This is a genomic window from Bradyrhizobium sp. JR3.5 (assembly GCF_054057015.1).
The window spans coordinates 1,023,413-1,040,116 of record NZ_JBSRYV010000001.1; the positions used below are offsets into that span (position 1 = coordinate 1,023,413).

14 protein-coding genes and 4 pseudogenes are annotated in these 16,704 nt (G+C 64.4%); 9 read left to right on the forward strand and 9 right to left on the reverse strand.

Going from position 1 to position 16,704, the window contains the following annotated elements; translation table 11 throughout:
- The first annotated feature begins 88 nt into the window (after positions 1 to 88).
- A pseudogene (locus ACVWW1_RS05065) lies at positions 89 to 620 on the forward strand (gamma carbonic anhydrase family protein).
- A 4-nt stretch (positions 621 to 624) separates the two neighbouring features.
- Here the strand turns inward: ACVWW1_RS05065 and ACVWW1_RS05070 are convergent.
- Complete coding sequence (locus ACVWW1_RS05070) at positions 625 to 879, reverse strand: hypothetical protein (protein ID WP_173637351.1); 255 nt, start codon at positions 877 to 879, stop codon at positions 625 to 627.
- Between the two features lie 87 nt (positions 880 to 966).
- Between ACVWW1_RS05070 and ACVWW1_RS05075 the strand changes: the two genes are divergently transcribed.
- The 3 genes from ACVWW1_RS05075 (at position 967) to ACVWW1_RS05085 (ending at position 2,272) form a co-directional block, all read left to right on the forward strand.
- Entirely contained in the window at positions 967 to 1,278 is a 312-nt protein-coding gene (locus ACVWW1_RS05075; protein ID WP_176528434.1) for a hypothetical protein, read from the forward strand.
- A 155-nt stretch (positions 1,279 to 1,433) separates the two neighbouring features.
- Complete coding sequence (locus tag ACVWW1_RS05080; protein ID WP_456655068.1) at positions 1,434 to 1,919, forward strand: hypothetical protein; 486 nt, start codon at positions 1,434 to 1,436, stop codon at positions 1,917 to 1,919.
- Positions 1,920 to 2,122: 203 nt separating this feature from the next.
- Positions 2,123 to 2,272 (forward strand): hypothetical protein, encoded by a 150-nt coding sequence (locus tag ACVWW1_RS05085; protein ID WP_176530426.1) that lies wholly within the window; start codon positions 2,123 to 2,125, stop codon positions 2,270 to 2,272.
- 387 nt (positions 2,273 to 2,659) lie between these two features.
- Here ACVWW1_RS05085 and ACVWW1_RS05090 read toward each other — a convergent pair whose 3' ends face one another.
- From ACVWW1_RS05090 to ACVWW1_RS05105, 4 genes and pseudogenes are all read right to left on the reverse strand, one after another.
- A complete protein-coding gene (locus ACVWW1_RS05090) occupies positions 2,660 to 3,151 on the reverse strand; it encodes a hypothetical protein (RefSeq protein ID WP_176534970.1) in 492 nt (163 codons plus the stop codon).
- A 160-nt stretch (positions 3,152 to 3,311) separates the two neighbouring features.
- Positions 3,312 to 3,843: pseudogene (gene fabA, locus ACVWW1_RS05095) on the reverse strand (bifunctional 3-hydroxydecanoyl-ACP dehydratase/trans-2-decenoyl-ACP isomerase).
- A gap of 33 nt (positions 3,844 to 3,876) precedes the next feature.
- Positions 3,877 to 4,506, reverse strand: a complete 630-nt coding sequence (locus ACVWW1_RS05100) for a TetR/AcrR family transcriptional regulator (RefSeq protein WP_456655069.1) — start codon at positions 4,504 to 4,506, stop codon at positions 3,877 to 3,879.
- A gap of 206 nt (positions 4,507 to 4,712) precedes the next feature.
- Positions 4,713 to 6,057 (reverse strand): annotated as a pseudogene (locus tag ACVWW1_RS05105) (IS1380 family transposase).
- A gap of 133 nt (positions 6,058 to 6,190) precedes the next feature.
- On the opposite strand from ACVWW1_RS05105, the gene ACVWW1_RS05110 reads away from it, so the two are divergent.
- Positions 6,191 to 6,643, forward strand: a complete 453-nt coding sequence (locus tag ACVWW1_RS05110; RefSeq protein WP_456655070.1) for a hypothetical protein — start codon at positions 6,191 to 6,193, stop codon at positions 6,641 to 6,643.
- A 129-nt stretch (positions 6,644 to 6,772) separates the two neighbouring features.
- On the opposite strand, the gene ACVWW1_RS05115 is transcribed toward ACVWW1_RS05110, so the two are convergent.
- The 4 genes from ACVWW1_RS05115 to ACVWW1_RS05130 all read right to left on the reverse strand — a co-directional run bounded on the left by ACVWW1_RS05115 (position 6,773) and on the right by ACVWW1_RS05130 (position 10,994).
- Complete coding sequence (locus tag ACVWW1_RS05115) at positions 6,773 to 7,387, reverse strand: transglutaminase-like cysteine peptidase (RefSeq protein WP_092115167.1); 615 nt, start codon at positions 7,385 to 7,387, stop codon at positions 6,773 to 6,775.
- A 332-nt stretch (positions 7,388 to 7,719) separates the two neighbouring features.
- On the reverse strand, positions 7,720 to 8,337 hold the full coding sequence (locus tag ACVWW1_RS05120) for a PilZ domain-containing protein (protein ID WP_456655071.1): 618 nt from the start codon (positions 8,335 to 8,337) through the stop codon (positions 7,720 to 7,722).
- Positions 8,338 to 8,486: 149 nt separating this feature from the next.
- Positions 8,487 to 10,043, reverse strand: coding sequence for an FAD-dependent monooxygenase (locus ACVWW1_RS05125; RefSeq protein ID WP_456655072.1), 1,557 nt, complete (start codon positions 10,041 to 10,043; stop codon positions 8,487 to 8,489).
- Between the two features lie 423 nt (positions 10,044 to 10,466).
- Positions 10,467 to 10,994 (reverse strand): hypothetical protein, encoded by a 528-nt coding sequence (locus tag ACVWW1_RS05130; RefSeq protein ID WP_456655073.1) that lies wholly within the window; start codon positions 10,992 to 10,994, stop codon positions 10,467 to 10,469.
- Between the two features lie 235 nt (positions 10,995 to 11,229).
- On the opposite strand from ACVWW1_RS05130, the gene ACVWW1_RS05135 reads away from it, so the two are divergent.
- From ACVWW1_RS05135 to ACVWW1_RS05150, 4 genes and pseudogenes are all read left to right on the forward strand, one after another.
- Positions 11,230 to 12,381 (forward strand): zinc-binding dehydrogenase, encoded by a 1,152-nt coding sequence (locus ACVWW1_RS05135; RefSeq protein ID WP_092115162.1) that lies wholly within the window; start codon positions 11,230 to 11,232, stop codon positions 12,379 to 12,381.
- Between the two features lie 122 nt (positions 12,382 to 12,503).
- Positions 12,504 to 14,450, forward strand: a complete 1,947-nt coding sequence (locus ACVWW1_RS05140) for a cyclic nucleotide-binding and patatin-like phospholipase domain-containing protein (protein ID WP_456655074.1) — start codon at positions 12,504 to 12,506, stop codon at positions 14,448 to 14,450.
- A 60-nt stretch (positions 14,451 to 14,510) separates the two neighbouring features.
- Positions 14,511 to 15,651 (forward strand): annotated as a pseudogene (locus ACVWW1_RS05145) (amidohydrolase/deacetylase family metallohydrolase).
- A gap of 524 nt (positions 15,652 to 16,175) precedes the next feature.
- Positions 16,176 to 16,331: a hypothetical protein gene (locus ACVWW1_RS05150; protein WP_198964709.1), complete on the forward strand. Its 156-nt coding sequence runs from the start codon at positions 16,176 to 16,178 to the stop codon at positions 16,329 to 16,331.
- The last annotated feature ends 373 nt before the right edge of the window (positions 16,332 to 16,704 follow it).

Here is a 16,704-nt window from a genome sequence, read left to right on the forward strand (position 1 = left end):
AAACCATGTCGGCCGCTGTGCCAAGGTCGTCCTGACGAGAGCCTCAGTTCTGATCAATCAGAACCGAAAACGCTCCAGGGAGACCTCTATGGCGATCTACGAACTCGACGGGCAGGGGCCCGATCTTCCCGCCGACGGCAGCTACTTCATCGCCGACAATGCCGTCGTGATCGGCAAGGTGCGCCTCAAATCCGCGGCGAGCGTCTGGTTCGGCGCCGTTCTGCGCGGCGACAACGAGTGGATCGAGATCGGCGAAGGCTCCAACGTCCAGGACAATTCGACCCTGCATGTCGATCCCGGCTTTCCCCTGACCATCGGCAACAACGTTACGATCGGCCACAATGCGATCGTGCACGGCTGCACGCTGGAAGACGGTGTGCTGATCGGGATGGGATCGATCGTGATGAACGGCGCGCGCATCAGGCGCGGCAGTGTCGTCGGCGCCGGCTCCGTCATCACCGAGGGCAAAGGAGTTTCCGGAAAATTCCCTGATCATCGGTGCGCCCGCGCGCGTGGTGCGCACACTTGATGCCGCGCAGGCGGAGGCGTTGTCGCGGCCGGCGAAGTCCTACGCGATCCGGGGACCGCAGTACAAAGCCGGACTGAAGAAGATCGGCTGAAACCTCAGCGCTTCCGGCCCTGCTTGCGTGCGCCCTTCGGTGTTGCGGGGCCTGGCTTTGCCGCCTCCTGGAGTCTTGCTGTCTCCTGAAGTCTCGCGCTCTTGCGCAGCGCGTCTTTCAGGTCGATCGGAATACCGTGCTTCTTGAGGAGGTCGGCGAAGGCCTCGTCCGCGAGCTCCTGCAGCGTCGCCATCCGGTCGCGCCCAAGCTGCTTCAGCTTGTCGAAAGTGTCGTCGTCAAATTCGATCAGCTTGCGCAAATTGCATTGCTCCCAAACTGTATTGCCCCAACGCCTGTGGGAACCGGCGTTTTGCGGACCCGTTGATGTCCGCAAGGGAGAATTGCCATGCGCAAATTATCCGTCACCGTCGCGTCAGCGACAATCGCCATTCTGCTGGCGCCCACGGTTACCGTCGCCCAAGGTACTGGAAGCGGTACTGGGAGCGGCAGCCCCTCGTCAGCCAGCTCGGCATCGCCGCAAGTCGCGTCACCGCCGCCCGGCACCAACAGCGCCGGCACGGCTCAGTCTTCCGGTCGGCTGAACACCGGTGAGGGCGTCACCACCGGCTCGGCGTCGAGCGAAAGCTTCGACAAGGCGATCGCCGACGAGAACAGGACGGTCGACCGCCGCGTCAATGGCATCTGCCGCGGCTGTTAACTTTTGACGGCTGCGCCTTGATGAACGCGGGTCGCGCAGAAGTGAGCGCGGCATAGGCGCGCGGTCGAAGCCGCGGTCCTACATTGGGTTAGCATGCGCGGGACGCGGCGGAGGAGGCTTGAAAAGCAAAGCCTTGGAAAGAGGAGTAACGGGTGATGTTGCGTAAAACGATGATTGCCTTGCTGGCGACGGCCTCGGTCGGCCTGTTCACGGTCGACCCCGCGTCGGCGCGCGGTGGCTTCGGCGGGGGCGGCTTCCACGGTGGCGGTGGCTTCCATGGTGGCGGCGGCTTCCACGGCGGCGGATTTGGCGGCGGCGCTTTCCGCGCCATGGGCGCGGGCGGTGGCTTCCGGTCGGCTGCGATCGGCGGCGGTTGGCATGGCGGCGGCTGGCATGGTGGAGGCTGGCATCGGCGCGGCTGGGGCTATCCGTTCGCGGCGGCCGCGATCGGCTTCGGTCTGGGCTACGGCGCCTACGATTACTATGACGGCTACTACGGCAACCCGTACTACGCCGGCTACGGCTACGACGACGGGTATGGCTACGGCTATGGTTACGGTGACGGCGGTTGTTATGTCGTGCGCCGTCGCATGCTGACGCCGTATGGCTGGCAGGTGCGACCGGTGCAGGTTTGCAACTGAGATATCTGCTGACGCATGGCCGGTCCATCGGATCGCCATGCTGATGGTTCTTGGAATGATCGGCGCGGCCTCGGTGTCTTGATGCCGGGGCCGTCGCGCATTGGTACGCTGCTTGCAGCGCATTGCAGCAGTCTGTGTGTGAACGCGTCGCGAAAACAAACGGTCCGGCTGCGATTGGAGCCGGGCCTCAGAGGATATCAGAGATGCTGACCATTCCTGATCTGACATTGCTGTTCATGGTTGTTGTTTCGGGCCTCGCCATCGCATTCGTCTACATGCTCCACGAGCTCGAGCCGAAGCTTGCACGGCTGCGGCAGCGAAGCGATCGCGTCCTGCGCGACCGCACCAAGTAGGCGGCAACGCGGATTGCTGCGGCTTCAGCTGCAGCGATGTCGCGCGTGCAGAGCCGTCATCCGAGCACGCCGCGTTTTCGGGGTGGGCAGTCCCGGGACTCACGGTCACAAAAAACAAGGCCGTCGACGTAGTATACCGTCAACGACCTTGCCAGCCCCGGATATTGAAATCGGCTCACGCCATCCGGTGATTAAGGATGACTCGGATTCGAAGTCGGATATGTGAACCAGTTCACAAAGTTCCGGATTAATTCACGCTAACGGGCACTCATACGGGGCTACCCGGCAGGCCTGGAGCCGGAAAATTCCACCTTAGGTCCTGATGTTGTTCGGGATTTGGCGCATTTTGAAGGCCGCGCTGGTGACGGCGCCCGGCGTCTTCGGTCGTCAGCCGCGCGATCTGTGGCGCTTCCGGTTGGCGCTGCGGGTGGCCTTCGACCGCTTGCGCGGCTCGGGCTCGGCGGCCGGCTCATTGGCCTGCGCGCTCGCGAGCGATTGGCGCAAGCCCTCGACCTGTTCAGTCAGTGCGGCGACCTGGTCGGAGAGCTTCTTGGCGTCGGCCTGCTGCGCGGCGAACTGTTTGCGCATCGCCAACAGCTGGTCCTGCACTTCCTGCAACTGGTCGATGGATTCCTGCTGGGTCACCTCCATCCCCTTGGTCTTTTCCACCAGGGCCTCGGAGACCTGTGCGGTCCGCGCCTGCAATTGGCGGGCGGCGACCATCCGGTCGGTCTCCGGCACGTTGCCGCTGAAGGCGCGCCACAGCGCGATCGAGCCGATCCCGAACAGCACGAGCACCAGCGCCACGGCGCCGATCGCGATCGGCTGCACGCCGATCAGGCTGCTGGCCTGTGCATTCCGGGGGGCAAGTTCGACCATGCGACCAGAACCGGACATCAATTGAAAGGTTTCGCATAGCACAACCGCGATGCGGGCAAAACCCCCGGGGATTCAAGCAGGTGGCGCGGAGAGTGCAAAACTCGCCGCAAATTCCGCGGCTGCTGCCTCAAAACGGGACTGTCCGGCGCGCGTCCGTGGCTCAGTCCGTCGGCGCGATCAGCCCGACCCTCATGTCCTTTGCCAGATAGACGCACGCGCCGTCGGCGAGCACGCGGCCGTCGGCGATGCCCAGCACCAGCCGGCCGCGCCTGACCTGGCGCAGGTCGACCTCGTAGCGCACGAGCCTGACGTCCGGCGGTGATGTGTCCCCTGAACTTGACCTCGCCGACCCCGAGCGCGCGGCCTTTGCCCGGTGAGCCCGACCAGCCGAGCCAGAAGCCGATGATCTGCCACATCGCGTCGAGCCCGAGGCAGCCGGGCATCACGGGGTCGCCGGCAAAGTGACAGGCGAAGAACCAATGGTCCGGTGCAACGTCCAGTTCGGCGGCGACGCGGCCCTTGCCGAAGGCGCCGCCGTCGATGCCGATCTCGGTGATGCGGTCCATCATCAGCATCGGAGGCGCCGGCAGCTGCGCATTGCCGGGGCCGAAATAGCCGCCCGCGCTCGAGCGCAGCAGATCCGGCTTGCTGTAGGACGATTGCGGCGTGTGAAAATCATGCGGGTTGAACAAGATGGCCACCGACCTTGGGGTTATAGTTGAACATTAGAAGCGGCTGCGCCGCGCGGCTTTTGGCTTCACCGGCGGGGACTTCGCGGTCAGGCGCAGCGCCGCGGCCATGAAGGCCCAGATGTCGCCGGTCAGCCTTGCCGGATCCGGCCGCCGGCCGGCCGTGAGCGCGCCGATCAGCGCCTGGCGGATGCCGCCGATCATCAGCGCAATGGTGAGGTGAGGGTCGAGGTCACCGGGTACGATCCCATCGCGCTGCGCGGCCTCCAGCATGCGCGCTCCTGCTGCAAGCTGGCGGCTGGTGAAGGCGGTCTCGACATCAAGCACTTCGGGCGCCCGGCTCAGCGGTCCGATCACCAGCGGCGCAAACGGGTGCTCATAGTGAAAGGCGACATAGGCGCCGATCCGCGCCTTCTCCCGGTCCGCCCAGTTCCTGGCGGACAGCTTGGCGCCGCCGAAGGCGGCCTCATCGAGATGTTCATAGAAGTCTTCGACCACGGCCGCGATCAGGCCGGCCTTCGATCCGAAGTGGTGATAGGCGAGCCCGACCGAGACCTGCGCCCGTCTCGCGACGGCCTGCATCTCGAGATGCCCTTGGCCTTCGATCAGCTCCTCTTGGGCTGCGGCGAGCAGCCGATCGCGTGTCCCCTGGCTCGTCGCGCCCATCGTTTGTCCATGGCTGAATTGAATTCAATTCAACAGGGCGGATGCTAGCCCGTCTTATTCATGATTGCCGGGCGGGGCAGCTGGAACATTTCCGGTCGGGGTGAAGGCGCGCGCGAACGCTTCGGCTTTTTCGCCGCTTTTCGACCCGACTTCGTGAACGCGTTGGAGGACGGCAGCGGGGTGACCGGGGGCTCATGCCCCGCGCGTCAGGGTGCTTGCGGGACCAGAGCGTTTGCCAAGCCGCGGAACAGGTCGGCGTCGGGGCACGCCGCAGCGAAGGCAAGACGGACGCGGGTGGCGGTCTCGATGACGCGGGCTGCGATCTTGAGAAGCCTGAGCCTGATCGTGTTGAACTCGGCCGTTGCCAGATCGCGCGGCTTTGGGATGGCATCGCGCACGGCGAGGATGAGCCAATAGGCGGCGGTGTGGAAGACGAGGCGGACCTGGTTGGCGAGCGCCGAGCGGCAACTGGTGCGATCGGAGGCGAGCTGGGTCTTGTGCAGCTTGATCAGGTTCTCGGCCTGTCCGCGAGCGCAATAGAGGCTGTCATAGATCCACTCAGCCGAGCCGATATCCAGGCTGGTGACGACGTAGCGGACGTCGAGCCCTTGTTGGGTTGCCTCGATGCGGGCGACGACGCGGCGCTCACGATGCCAGGAGCCGGCCGCGTGGCGGGTCTCGGTGTAGCCGCGAACCACGATCTTGTTCTCGATCGCACGTTCGGTTCGAAATGCATCACAGACCTCGTCGACCTTTCTGGCGAGCGGCTTCGTGCCGGCTAGCGCGAAGATGTAATCGACGCCGTTTTGCTCGCAAAAAGTCATCGCCTCGGGGCCGGCGTAATGGCTGTCGCCGCGGAAGGTGATACGCGTATCGGGCCAGCGCCGGCGAATGCGCCGAACCAGGCGGCGCAGGTGTGCCCGCACCTCGCGGCCGCTCGGCGTCTTGCCGGGGCGCAGGATGGACCGCAACAGGCCGGCTGTGCTCGGTGTCGTAGACGTGGATCGGCAGGAAGCAGTGTTCATCATAATGGGCGTTGAACAGCGAGAGTTGCTGACGGCCATGCACCACGTCGACCGTGTCGTCGATGTCGAGCGTGATTGCGCTCGGCGCTCGCGCGTAGCTGTCCATCCATAGGTCAACCAGCACAGAGCTCAGCCGGATCACCTCGCGCAGGTGTGGTGCATTCTCCAGGCGCGATAGGGTCGGCTGCGAACACAGATCCCGGCCAGTGTCCGGCAGTCGGCCGCAAGCCAGCTTGAACGCCGGATCGCCGCGTAAACGATCGAGATCATTGCCATCCTCGTAGCCACACGCGATGGCGAAGATGCGGGCGCGGATCATATCCGCAAGGCTGTGCACGATGCGTCCCGGATCGCGCCGCTCGGGGAATACGCAGGACAACTTCGCGGCCAAGCCGAGGCGCCGGTCCGCCATGGCCAGAAGCATGACGCCGCCATCCGACGTCAGCTTGCCGCCGTCGAACGAGGCTGTGATCTTCTTGTGGGAAACGGCTGGAAATGAGAACGGCAGACTCGTATCGTCGGTCATGGCGAGTGTGGCGGCCCGGATGCGCGGAGGGTGGGTGTCAGCAACCGAATCCTACGCCATCTCAGCGGCTTACGCCACGCTCGCCAGCCTCTCAACAAGCCGCTGATGAATAAGACGGGCTAGGATGTCAAGCTTGGGGCGCCGGCTGGCCGAGCGTACCGGCGCAGGGGATGCGATGGCGTTTGCGATCAAGACCGAGATTGGGGAACCGCGGGCGAAGGCGTTCATCTTCACCGCGCAGAAGACCATGTACGGCGGCAAGCTGATCGCGGCCGACGACATCGTGTTCGTGTTCGCGAGCGAGAACGAGGGCGGCAACGGCCTGATCGCACGGGCGGTGGTGACCTCAGCCGAACCGGTGCCGCGCAAGCTGGATGTCGCCAGGCAAACGCCGCGTGTCAGCATCGCGGTCAGGCGTGTTGCGCTGGTGAAGCGGCCGCTGGGACGCGACGCGCTCAAGCGCTTCAAGGATTGGGACGACGGCCGGCCCGAGACCGAGCTCAACTTCAAGCTCTATCGGCAAGCCACCAACAAGATCGTCGGCATCTCGGACGAGACGGCGGCGTTCCTCGATCGGTTCTTCTGATCGGTCGCCGCCGTGCCCCTCAAAAGGTTGCGGCCAGGCTTTGGGGGAAGCCTGGCCGCGCGCGAACCGGTCTGGGACGGGGAGGGGTGGGGATGTGACCGGGTCGCGAACTCGATTCCTTGTTGCCGCTCAGCGCGAGCTTGCGGTTGAAACTGCCGGGCGGTTGTCGCCGAGCGAGACCCATACATTGGGATCGCTCTGCGATTGCCGCTTGACGAAGCGGTAGCCGGTCTCCGTCCAGGCGACGATGCTCTCGTTCTGATTGTCGAGCACGAATTCGCCCTTGTCGGTCTTCACCGTCAGCACCGCGTGGCCTTCGCCTTTCTTGTCGCGGACCACCGTGATCAACAGCGCCTCGCGCGGCCAGCCGGCGTCCATCAGCATCTTGCGCTTCAGGAGCACGTAGTCCTCGCAGTCGCCGTAGCCGTCTGATGGCAGCGACCATTTCTCGATCACGCCCCAATGATCCATGTCGGTCATCGGCTTGATGGATTCGTTGACCCACTTGTTGACCCGCACGAGGTCGCGCCAAGCGGTCTGCGACAACACGATGTCGCGTGGTTGCGTCTTGCCGCCGCGGCACTCGGCGGGATTGTCGGCGCAGAATTCGACCCAGCCGATCGGCGAACGCGCAACGTCACCCAGGCTGGCGTAGACCACGTCGCCGGCCTTGGCCGACACGCACGTCGCAAACAGAATGGCGGCAACCGCCAAACCTTTCCCCTGTCCCCTGAACCCAAACATCGTGGCCCCCGTTCTTCTTGTTGGGACCACGTTTCGCACAAAGCTTTTGCGCCGCCGCTAAGTGCGCGAAGTAGATTTGACGCGAATACTGGTAAAAGCTGCGGCGAATTCGATCTTTACTTGAATCGAATTCGCGTAAAATTTGAAACACCTGCAATTGATTCAAATTTTATCTATTAACGCGGCAAGCGCTGCGCCTGCACGGTTTGTTGCCTCAAACGCCCTGGCCGTTAACCGCCGATTTTACTGCGCCAAACGCGCCGAAGGCGGCCACCGGTGCACCGGAGGCCGCCTTCGCGGGCCGAAAACGGGGTCTTGAGCGGTTTTTCGCTTTACCTCGCGGTAACGCTCTCTTCGAGCGTTTCCGCCGACTGCTCGTGGACGAACTCGAGCGCGAAGCCTTCCTCGAGATTTCGCACCACGCGGGCCTGCACCCTGCCGAGCATCACCAGCGACTTCAGCGGCGGGCGGTTCTCCGCGGCAATCGCAGCACCGGACAAAGAGAGGTCGATGATGCGGCAGGTCATCCGCGAGCCGTCTTCCTGGGTGAGCAGCGCGATCGGGTTGCGCGGCACGATACGATCGTGGCGGCGATCCTCGGGCAGATTGAGGATGTCGCGGTTGGCGAGCCAGGTGAGCTGGGCGGCTAGCTTGTCGCGCTTGCGCGCGGTGGCGCCGATCGTCATCGCAAAGCCGTTGTCGATGATGCGGGTGATGCGGCCCTCGACCCGGCCGATATGGTCGAGATAGGCGATCACGCGGTCGCCGACATTGCCGATGCCGGGCGCAAGCAGCGCGAGGCCGCCCGGGGACATGTTGATAATCTGGCAAGGAAACTCGCGCCGGTCGGGCAGCATGTAGCGGCCGAGCAGGTGCACCTTGACGCGCTGGAAGCGTCGCCGCTCCTCGGCAACGGGGACGGCGGTAGTTTTCTTCTGTGCAAACGACATCACAACAAACCCGGCCACCATCCATTCGGAGCCCCGACGACCCTAAGGCTGATAGGGTTAACGGGGCGTTACGGTTGTGAAAGGGAACCCGGACACGGAACGAGAGCGACAAGCGAAGTTCACGTGCGCCGCACCCAGGGGCGTTAGGCTCATGCAGATGCCGCGTCAGGTTCTCCGAACCATCGCGCTGCGGCCTGAGCAGTCTCCTCCAGATCCGGTTCGATGTCTGTGGCCCAACCCACAAACCCATCGGGACGCACCAGCACCGCGTTCAAACCCAGCCGATCCCCGGCATCGCTTGCGACATAGCCAATCCGCCCGCGCCAACGCTCGGCCAGCGCGCGCAGGGGAGAGCGCGGATCAAAGTCGAGCAGCAGGCCGCGCCCGTCTCTGAGCAGGTCGCCGAGCCTCTTCCCGCTGGCGAGCGCGAAGTCGGGCGCGCTGCGGCCCACCAGCGGATGGCCGCCGCCAAGATCGTAGCGCAGCGAAACGCCCCACACGCGCTCGGCAAAATATGTCGCGCCGTCGGGTGTCGCGATCAGATCGCGGATGATGGCTTCGAGCGCACGCGAACTCCGGCTCGGCCGCATCAGCGCGACCTGGGCGCGCGACCAGTCGAGGATCTGCGCGCCCACCGGATGCCGTTCGCTGCAATAGCTGTCGAGCAGATCGGCCGGCGCGTCGCCGCGGATCGTGGCGGCGAGCTTCCAGCCGAGATTCAACGCATCGCCAAGCCCGAGGTTGAGCCCCTGGCCGCCCAGCGGAGAATGGATGTGCGCGGCGTCGCCGGCGAGCAGCACGCGTCCCTTCCGGTAAGCCGTCGCCAGACAGGCGCGATCCGTCCAGGTGGTGGCAAGCCGGAGGGCCGTCAACGACACGTCGGTGCCGGAGACGCGGCGCAACAGCGCCTGCACATGCTCGCGCGTGATTGCTTGGGTGCGGTGGAAGGCGCCGCCGTCGAAATCGACCATCGCGATGGTGCCGGGACGCGCGTAGGTATACATGCCGGTCGGCGTGTAGTGGCGGCCGGGGCAGAGCGTGTCCGGATCGGCAATCTCGACCTCGACCGAATAGCCGGTGAACTCGGGATCGGTGCCGACAAATTCGAAGCCGCCGGCCTTGCGCACCGTGCTGCGGCCGCCGTCGCAACCGACCAGCCAGCGTCCATGAAAGGTCTCGCCGCCGGCGCGAACGATCACGCCGTCATCCGACTGATCGAACGCCTCGACGCCCGCGCCGCGCCTGATCTCGACGCCCATCGCGATTGCGCGCGCGGCGAGCGCGGATTCGAGCGACTCCATGTCGACCGCCATGCTGGTGCCGGCCGGACCCGGCAGGCGATAGGACCATTTCGAACTGTCGATATCGTCGTGATGAAACTGGATGCCGGCGAAATGGCCCGCCGGGCGGCGCGGCTGCTGCATCCAATGCGCGCCGTTCGACGCATTGCTGCCCGAGCCATCTTTCGCACGCTGCGGCGCTGCGATGTCGTCCAGCATCCCGCGACGATAGAGGGCCTCGATGGTGGGCGCCGAGAGGCCGCGCATGCCGAACGGCAGCCGCTTCAACGGCGAGCGCGGGTCCGCGGTCTGCTCGAGCACCAGGACTGAGAGCTTTGCGAGCCGCAGCTCGCAAGCGAGCAGCAGGCCGACCGGGCCGGCGCCGGCGATTACGGCATCATGGGGAAGGGGGCGGTGGTTGTGCACGAACTACTCCTTTGTCGATGTTCGACCGGAGCGGTTCGTCGGGTTGAGAACCACACGGACGAACAATGGACGCTTCGACGGCGTCCGGTGTTCGTCGTGGGGATCTCATGCACGAGGCGGGAGACCAGAGCTTTCGATTCCGAAGGGACTTCGTTTCGAAAGGACTTGGGCTTACCAAACCAAGTCTGCCTTTTCCGACAGGGGCGATATAGCGGCATCGCGACAGCTCGGCAATGGCGATCTGTGCGTGCAGGTTATGGAAACAACGCACGGCCGCGATGACCGTCGGGCGCGGTTCGACCATCCACCTGTTCCAGAAGAAGATCTCGATCGGCGCGATCACGGCGCACTTCATCACCCATCTGCACTCCGACCACATCGTGGGCCTTCCCGACGATCTCCGTGCGCAGGCGACGCGGCGGGCTACTTGGCTTCGGCGTCCATGGCCGGTTCGGCCGACTCCGCCGGTGGTTCAACAGTCACGGCCTTTAGCACCTTGCGCTTCGCCGCACGGATCTCGAGCTGCAAAGGCGGCTGATAGGAGCCGGCTGGCGGTTCGAACATGAAGCCGTGGTGCCCATCGCCCTTGTTGAGCTTGAGAAGATCCTTGCGGAACTGATCGGCGACGACTTCGGCAACATGATCGCCGTTGAAATAGATATCGATCGTGACTCGTTTGTCGGGGTGCTGGTCGTACAAGGCCCAGCCGGCGATCCTGTTCTCGTTGAAGACGTCGACATGGCCGGTGACCTCGCCCGAGAGGCTCTCGATGCCGGCTTCGATCACCTCGAGGTCGCTCTTGTAGATCGATCGCGTCACGTCGAAGCTGAAATGCGCGGTGTCGACACATTGGTCGAGCAGATTCTGCCGATGCTCTTTCATTCGTTGCAGCGTGTCCAGCTCGCCCAGCTTGACGTACATGCCAACGATACCTTCGATACCAGGATTCATGGTGTCGTTCCCCGCAATGCTACCAGCCTATTGGCCCTCAGTTGCGTTCACAATCAACGGTTCTTTGCGATGCTTCCTTGCGGAAAAATACTCCCGTCAAGACTTGAAGCGCGTCGTCCCGCCAGGGTCTGTCATGAAGGCCTTCATGACAGGCGTTCATGACATCCCGATTGTCCTGACCTAAAGTCGGTGCGGCCGAACCCGGCCCAATGACAAGGACAGGGAGAGCGAACCGATGGAGCAGATCCGCGTCTGCACGCATGATGGACCTGGAGCCAAGCCTGTAATCCGGACCGTGCCATGGCCGGATGTCGGCAAAAAGGCGGCCTTGATCAAGGTCGGCGCCTGCGGCGTTTGCGGAACCGACTTGCACATCCTGAAGGGACACTGGCCGAAGCCGCTGCCATGGCCGTTCACGCTCGGCCACGAGCTCGGCGGCGTGATCGTCGAATGCGGCCCGGAATTCACCGAAGACTTCATGAGCAAGCCGCTGCAGGTGGGATCGAAGGTGATGATCCCGCCCTTGATGCCGTGCGGCCGCTGCTATTACTGCATCCATTATCCCGAGAGCGCCAACAAGTGCCTGACGCCGGTGTATTACGGCCGCTATCTCGGCTTCGACAAGGCGCCGCACATGTGGGGCGGCTGGGCCGAATATGTCTATGTCGATCTCGACATGCTGCCCGGCACCAAGATCTACAAATTGCCCGACGACATGTCGCTGCGGCTGGGCGCGCTGTCGGAGCCCCTGACGTCCTGCATTCGCGCCTTCAACCGCGCCACCCGCGCCGGCGGCTTCAGCTGGGGCGACACCGTGGTGATCCAGGGCTCCGGGCCGATCGGCATCCTGGCGGTCGCGGCCGCGCAGGAGATGGGAGCAGGGCGCGTGATCTGCGTCGGCGCGCCGGAAACGCCACGGCTGGCGCTGGCGCGCAAGTTCGGCGCCGAGGCGACCGTCGATATCGAGCAGCTGAAGACGCCGGAGGAGCGCATCAAGGCGGTGCGCGACATCGTCGGCGGCTTCGGTGCCGATCTCGTGATGGATTGCTCGGGCCACCCGACCGCCGGCCCCGAAGGCATCGAGATGCTGCGCGACGGCGGCACCTATGTCGAGATGGGCCAGTTCACCGACGCCGGCTCGATCAATACGTCGTGGCACCGCATCTGCACCAAGGACCTCAACGTGCTCGGCTCCTGGGGCTTTACCGGCAACGACCTGCCGCTTGGCGTCGACATGCTCTACCGCACGCGCAACAAATATCCGTGGCTCGACATGCAGACGATCTATCCGTTCACCGAGGACGGCGTCGCACGCGCGGTGGCGGACGCAATGGCGATGAAGACGGTGAAGTCGACCATCGTGCCGTGGCCGGAGCTGGTCGGGTGATGCAGGCCAATGGAAGCGTCGCTATTCCTGTTGCAGTGCTCCCAAGGAATGCGGGCCGGGGCGCCGTTAGGACCGGCCTGATATCGCTCGCCGGGACGGCGGCCCGGCGCTAACATCCGCCCATGCAATCGAACCGTGTGCCGCCGAGCGCAACGTTTGCGTGGGGAAACCTGTCCGAGGACTTCGCGCTGTTCCGAACGCTCAGCGCGGAGCAGCGGCTGATCGCTTTTGGCGCGATGACCAGGCGCGACCTGGTGCGTGGCGAACTGCTGGTCGAGCAGGGCGGCGCCTCGGACGCATTGTTCCTGGTGCTGCACGGCGCGCTCGCGGTGCACCGGATCGATCATCCCGAACCGATCGCGGAGCTTCGCGCCGGCGAGCTGGTCGGCGAGATCGGCTTCTTCGCCAACATCCCGCGCACGGCCAACGTAATCGCGATCCGCGATTCCAGCGTGCTGGTGTTGACGCGGGCGGCCTATGCGAGGCTGGTGCAGGAAGCGCCTGGCATCGTCGAGGCGCTGCTTGCCGCGCTTGCGCAGCGGTTTGCCATCCAGACCGCGCGCCTGTTGCCCGTCCGGGCGTCACCAAAGGCGCGCACCGTCGCGCTGATTGCAGGCGGACGGGAGCCGGTGCCGGACGACTTTGAACGAAGGCTGCGCCTGAGCCTTGCCGCAGCAGGCGCCGAGATTGTCGATCTCGCGCGCATTCAGGCGATGTTTCCCGGCCGCGCGCTGGACTCGTCCGAGGTCGCCGACTGGCTCAACCGGATCGAGTACGACGCGCCGCTGGTGGCTTATTTCGGTGGTGCGGAAGCATCCGAATGGGCGCGCAAGACCATTCGCCAGGCCGACCTCGTGGTGTTCGCCTGCCGCGGTGATGCTCCGCCGCCGGTTCTCACCGAGATCGAGAGCTTCGCCTGCGGAGTGCATCCGGCGTCGGCGCGGCGCCTGGTTCGTGTTCACGATATCAGGCAACACGAGGTCAGCGGCACCGCGGCCTGGCTGGCTCGGCTGCCTTGCTTCATGCATCACCATGTCGCGCTCGAGGACCAGATCGATATCGAGAGCCTGGTTCGTTTCCTGTGCGGCCGCGCCGTCGGGTTTGTCGCCGGCGGCGGCGGCAGCCTCGGCACCGCGCATGTCGGCGTCTACAAGGCGTTTCGCGAGCGCGGCGCGATGTTCGACATCTTCGTCGGCACCAGCGTCGGTTCGGCGATGGCGGCGGGCTTTGCCAAGAACTACGACGCCGAGCATCTCGAGCGCGGCACCCATGAAATCTTCGTCTCCAGCCGCAGCTTCCGCCGCCCGACCTGGCCGCGCTACGCGCTGCTCGACCACAAGGCCTTCGATCGGGCGCTTGCCGATCAGTACGGCCACAATTGCCGGATCGAGGATTGCTGGCGGCCGTTCGCGGCGGTCGCGACAAATCTGTCGACGCACAATCTCGAATTGATCCGGACCGGCCTGATCTGGCAGGCAGTGCGGGCATCCAGCGCCATCCCCGGCCTGCTGCCGCCATTCTACACGAAAGACGGCTCGATGCTGGTCGACGGATGTCTCGTCGACAACGTTCCGCTGGCGCAAATGCATCAGATGAAAAGCGGGCCGAACCTGGTGGTCCATTTCGGCGAGCCGGCGACCGAGATGTTCGACGTCGACTATGCCGCGCTGCCGGGAAGGTTCGAGCTGCTCGCGTCGCTGCTGACACCGTTCCGGAGGAAAGCGCTGCCGGCCGCGCCGAGCGCCGTCAATGTGCTGTGGCGCAGCCTCGTCGCGCATCAGCGCTACGACACGCTGCCGACCACGCCGCTCGACCTGGTGATGCGCCCGCCGACGCCCGACGGCGTCGACGTCACCGACTTCGACCGCCATCAGGAAATTTTCGAATCCTCGTACCGCTGGGCGCAAGAGACCATTGCCGCCTCGGAGGCGGCGCATCATCCAGCCATTGCAGCGATCATCGCGTCGGCGAAAGGGGCGGACAAGGCTGCGGACATCGCCACAGACAACAGCGCGGATCAGACGACGACAGTGACCGCGCCCATTTCCCATCAGGCCCGCGTCGGCTGAACGTCTTGCAGGCGCACGCCGAAGTCGACCATCGTGCCGGACTGAAATCCGGAGATGATGATGCCTTTCGATTTGATTCTACGCGGCGGACGGGTGATCGACCCGTCGCAAAAGCTCGATGCGGTGACTGATGTCGCCTTTGCCGCCGGCAAGGTCGCGGCGGTCGGCCGGGAGCTGAAAGCCGATCCCGCGACCGAGGTCCGCGATGTCTCCGGGCTGATCGTCTCGCCGGGGATCATCGACCTGCACACTCATGTCTATTGGGGCGGCACCTCGCTCGGCATCGACGCGGAGGAATTTTGCCGCAACTCCGGCGTCACCACCTCGGTCGATACCGGCAGCGCCGGGCCCGGCAATTTCGCCGGCTTCCGCAAGCATGTGATCGAGCCGAGCCAGGTTCGCATCCTCGCCTATCTGCATGTCTCGCATGCCGGCATCTTCGGCTTCTCCGACCGCGTGATGGTCGGCGAGAGCGAGGAATTGCGGCTGATGAATCCGGTCGATGCGGCGCACGTTGGCGGACGAGAACCGCGACCTCATCGTCGGCATCAAGGTGCGGGTCGGACTGCACGCCTCGGGCACCTCGGGGCTGGTGCCGCTCGAGATCGCGCTCGAGGTTGCCGAGCAGGTCGGCATGCCCTTGATGGCGCATATCGACCATCCGCCGCCGAGCTACGAGGAGGTGCTCGCGCGCCTGCGCCCGGGCGATGTGCTGACGCATGCGTTCCGACCGTTCCCCAACACGCCGGCGACCGCGCAGGGCACGGTGAAGAAGGTGGTGCTGGAGGCGCGCGAGCGCGGCGTGTTGTTCGACATCGGCCATGGCAAGGGCTCGTTCGCCTTCAAGACCGCACGCGCGATGCTCGCCAACGGCTTCTACCCTGACACCATCTCCTCCGACATCCATCAGCTCTGCATCGACGGTCCAGCCTTCGACCAGGTGACGACGATGTCGAAATTCCTCTGCATGGGGATGTCGCTGCCGGACGTGATCGCGGCGTCCACCGTCAACGCCGCGATGGCGTTGCGGCGTCCCGAGCTCGGCAGCCTCAAGCCGGGCAGCGTCGGCGACGCCACGCTGCTCTCGATCAGGCAAGGGCAGTTCGACTATGTCGACGTGGTCGGCGAACACCTGACCGGCGATCGCAAGATCGCATCCGAAGGCGTCGTGATCGGCGGACGCTGGTGGCATCCGAGATAGCGCCGTTACTCACGCATCCGGCGTGCGCGGCATGATGATCCACCACGCGGATTGCCGCCCTCGCGACGTGATCCAGATGATCAGTTGTCGTGCCGCGGCTTCGCCAAGCCACGTACTTTCCCCGAACGTAGTCGCCCGGATAGCGCGCCCGACCAAAACCAGGCAAAAGACAGACACATTTCATCCCCAAGACATTACTTAAGCCCACCCGGCGGCCTGTTAGAGGCTGCCGGGTTTTTGCTTTCCTATCAACTGCATCGAATTGTAGCCACGCGAGCCGATGGGTCGATACTGGCCGTGAGCTAGTGCGGGTGCATCTACCTTACGTACTTTCCCCGAACGTAGTCGGCCGGAATAGCGCTCCCGACAAAAGCCGGGCAGAAGGGAAACGCTAGAAGAAGCAGACCAAGCGCAGATGGACCAATATGGACGCGATGCCAACGGTCGTCCGGGCTCAAGCAACGCACTCCTACTACTACACCTTCGGACGTCTAAGGATCGCGGGTTCTTCGAGGAACACCCAAATGATCATCAACATTCAGAAGCTTAATGGCCTGTGGCACCTCATCGTCGGGTCGTGCAAAATCCAAACCCCGTTCCTGGAGACCCAGGAGCGAGCGCGCGTCGTCGCGTACGCCCGACGAGTCTACCCGGGCGCCAAGATTTTCGAACGCGACTGATTCTAGCCGCTACGCCTCACACAGCTCGCGCCGTTGCGATCTCGCATGCGCGGCAACTGGTGATACGACCGAACCCGGTCACCAAAGACAGATGTCGTGTGGTTCGCGTTCAACCAGAACCGGCCGTTATCCTGCGCAGGAACCTGGACGACCTTCCACGGTACCTTTACCAGTTCACGCCCCAGTCATCGCGCAAGGCGGGTCTGCTGCGAATGATGTGCAATCGCAGCAGATTGTTCGTGCCGATCGATGTCGCGCGATCAGTCCGGCGGTTCATGCTGTCATCAAAAAAAGATTGGCAGTGCGAATAATGTTCGCGCCTTGCGGCCCCTGGGCCGCCGACCACATCTCCGCACCGCAATTCTTCGGTGCA

What these genes read in the sequence shown, in the direction of transcription:
- ACVWW1_RS05140 (WP_456655074.1), top strand. Translation starts at nt 12,504, where the DNA reads ATGCAATCGAACCGTGTGCCGCCGAGCGCAACGTTTGCGTGGGGAAAC.
- ACVWW1_RS05135 (WP_092115162.1), top strand. Translation starts at nt 11,230, where the DNA reads ATGGAGCAGATCCGCGTCTGCACGCATGATGGACCTGGAGCCAAGCCT.
- ACVWW1_RS05120 (WP_456655071.1), bottom strand. Translation starts at nt 8,337, where the DNA reads ATGTCGTTTGCACAGAAGAAAACTACCGCCGTCCCCGTTGCCGAGGAG.
- ACVWW1_RS05130 (WP_456655073.1), bottom strand. Translation starts at nt 10,994, where the DNA reads ATGAATCCTGGTATCGAAGGTATCGTTGGCATGTACGTCAAGCTGGGC.
- ACVWW1_RS05150 (WP_198964709.1), top strand. Translation starts at nt 16,176, where the DNA reads ATGATCATCAACATTCAGAAGCTTAATGGCCTGTGGCACCTCATCGTC.
- ACVWW1_RS05115 (WP_092115167.1), bottom strand. Translation starts at nt 7,387, where the DNA reads ATGTTTGGGTTCAGGGGACAGGGGAAAGGTTTGGCGGTTGCCGCCATT.
- ACVWW1_RS05090 (WP_176534970.1), bottom strand. Translation starts at nt 3,151, where the DNA reads ATGGTCGAACTTGCCCCCCGGAATGCACAGGCCAGCAGCCTGATCGGC.
- ACVWW1_RS05080 (WP_456655068.1), top strand. Translation starts at nt 1,434, where the DNA reads ATGTTGCGTAAAACGATGATTGCCTTGCTGGCGACGGCCTCGGTCGGC.
- ACVWW1_RS05085 (WP_176530426.1), top strand. Translation starts at nt 2,123, where the DNA reads ATGCTGACCATTCCTGATCTGACATTGCTGTTCATGGTTGTTGTTTCG.
- ACVWW1_RS05075 (WP_176528434.1), top strand. Translation starts at nt 967, where the DNA reads ATGCGCAAATTATCCGTCACCGTCGCGTCAGCGACAATCGCCATTCTG.
- ACVWW1_RS05100 (WP_456655069.1), bottom strand. Translation starts at nt 4,506, where the DNA reads ATGGGCGCGACGAGCCAGGGGACACGCGATCGGCTGCTCGCCGCAGCC.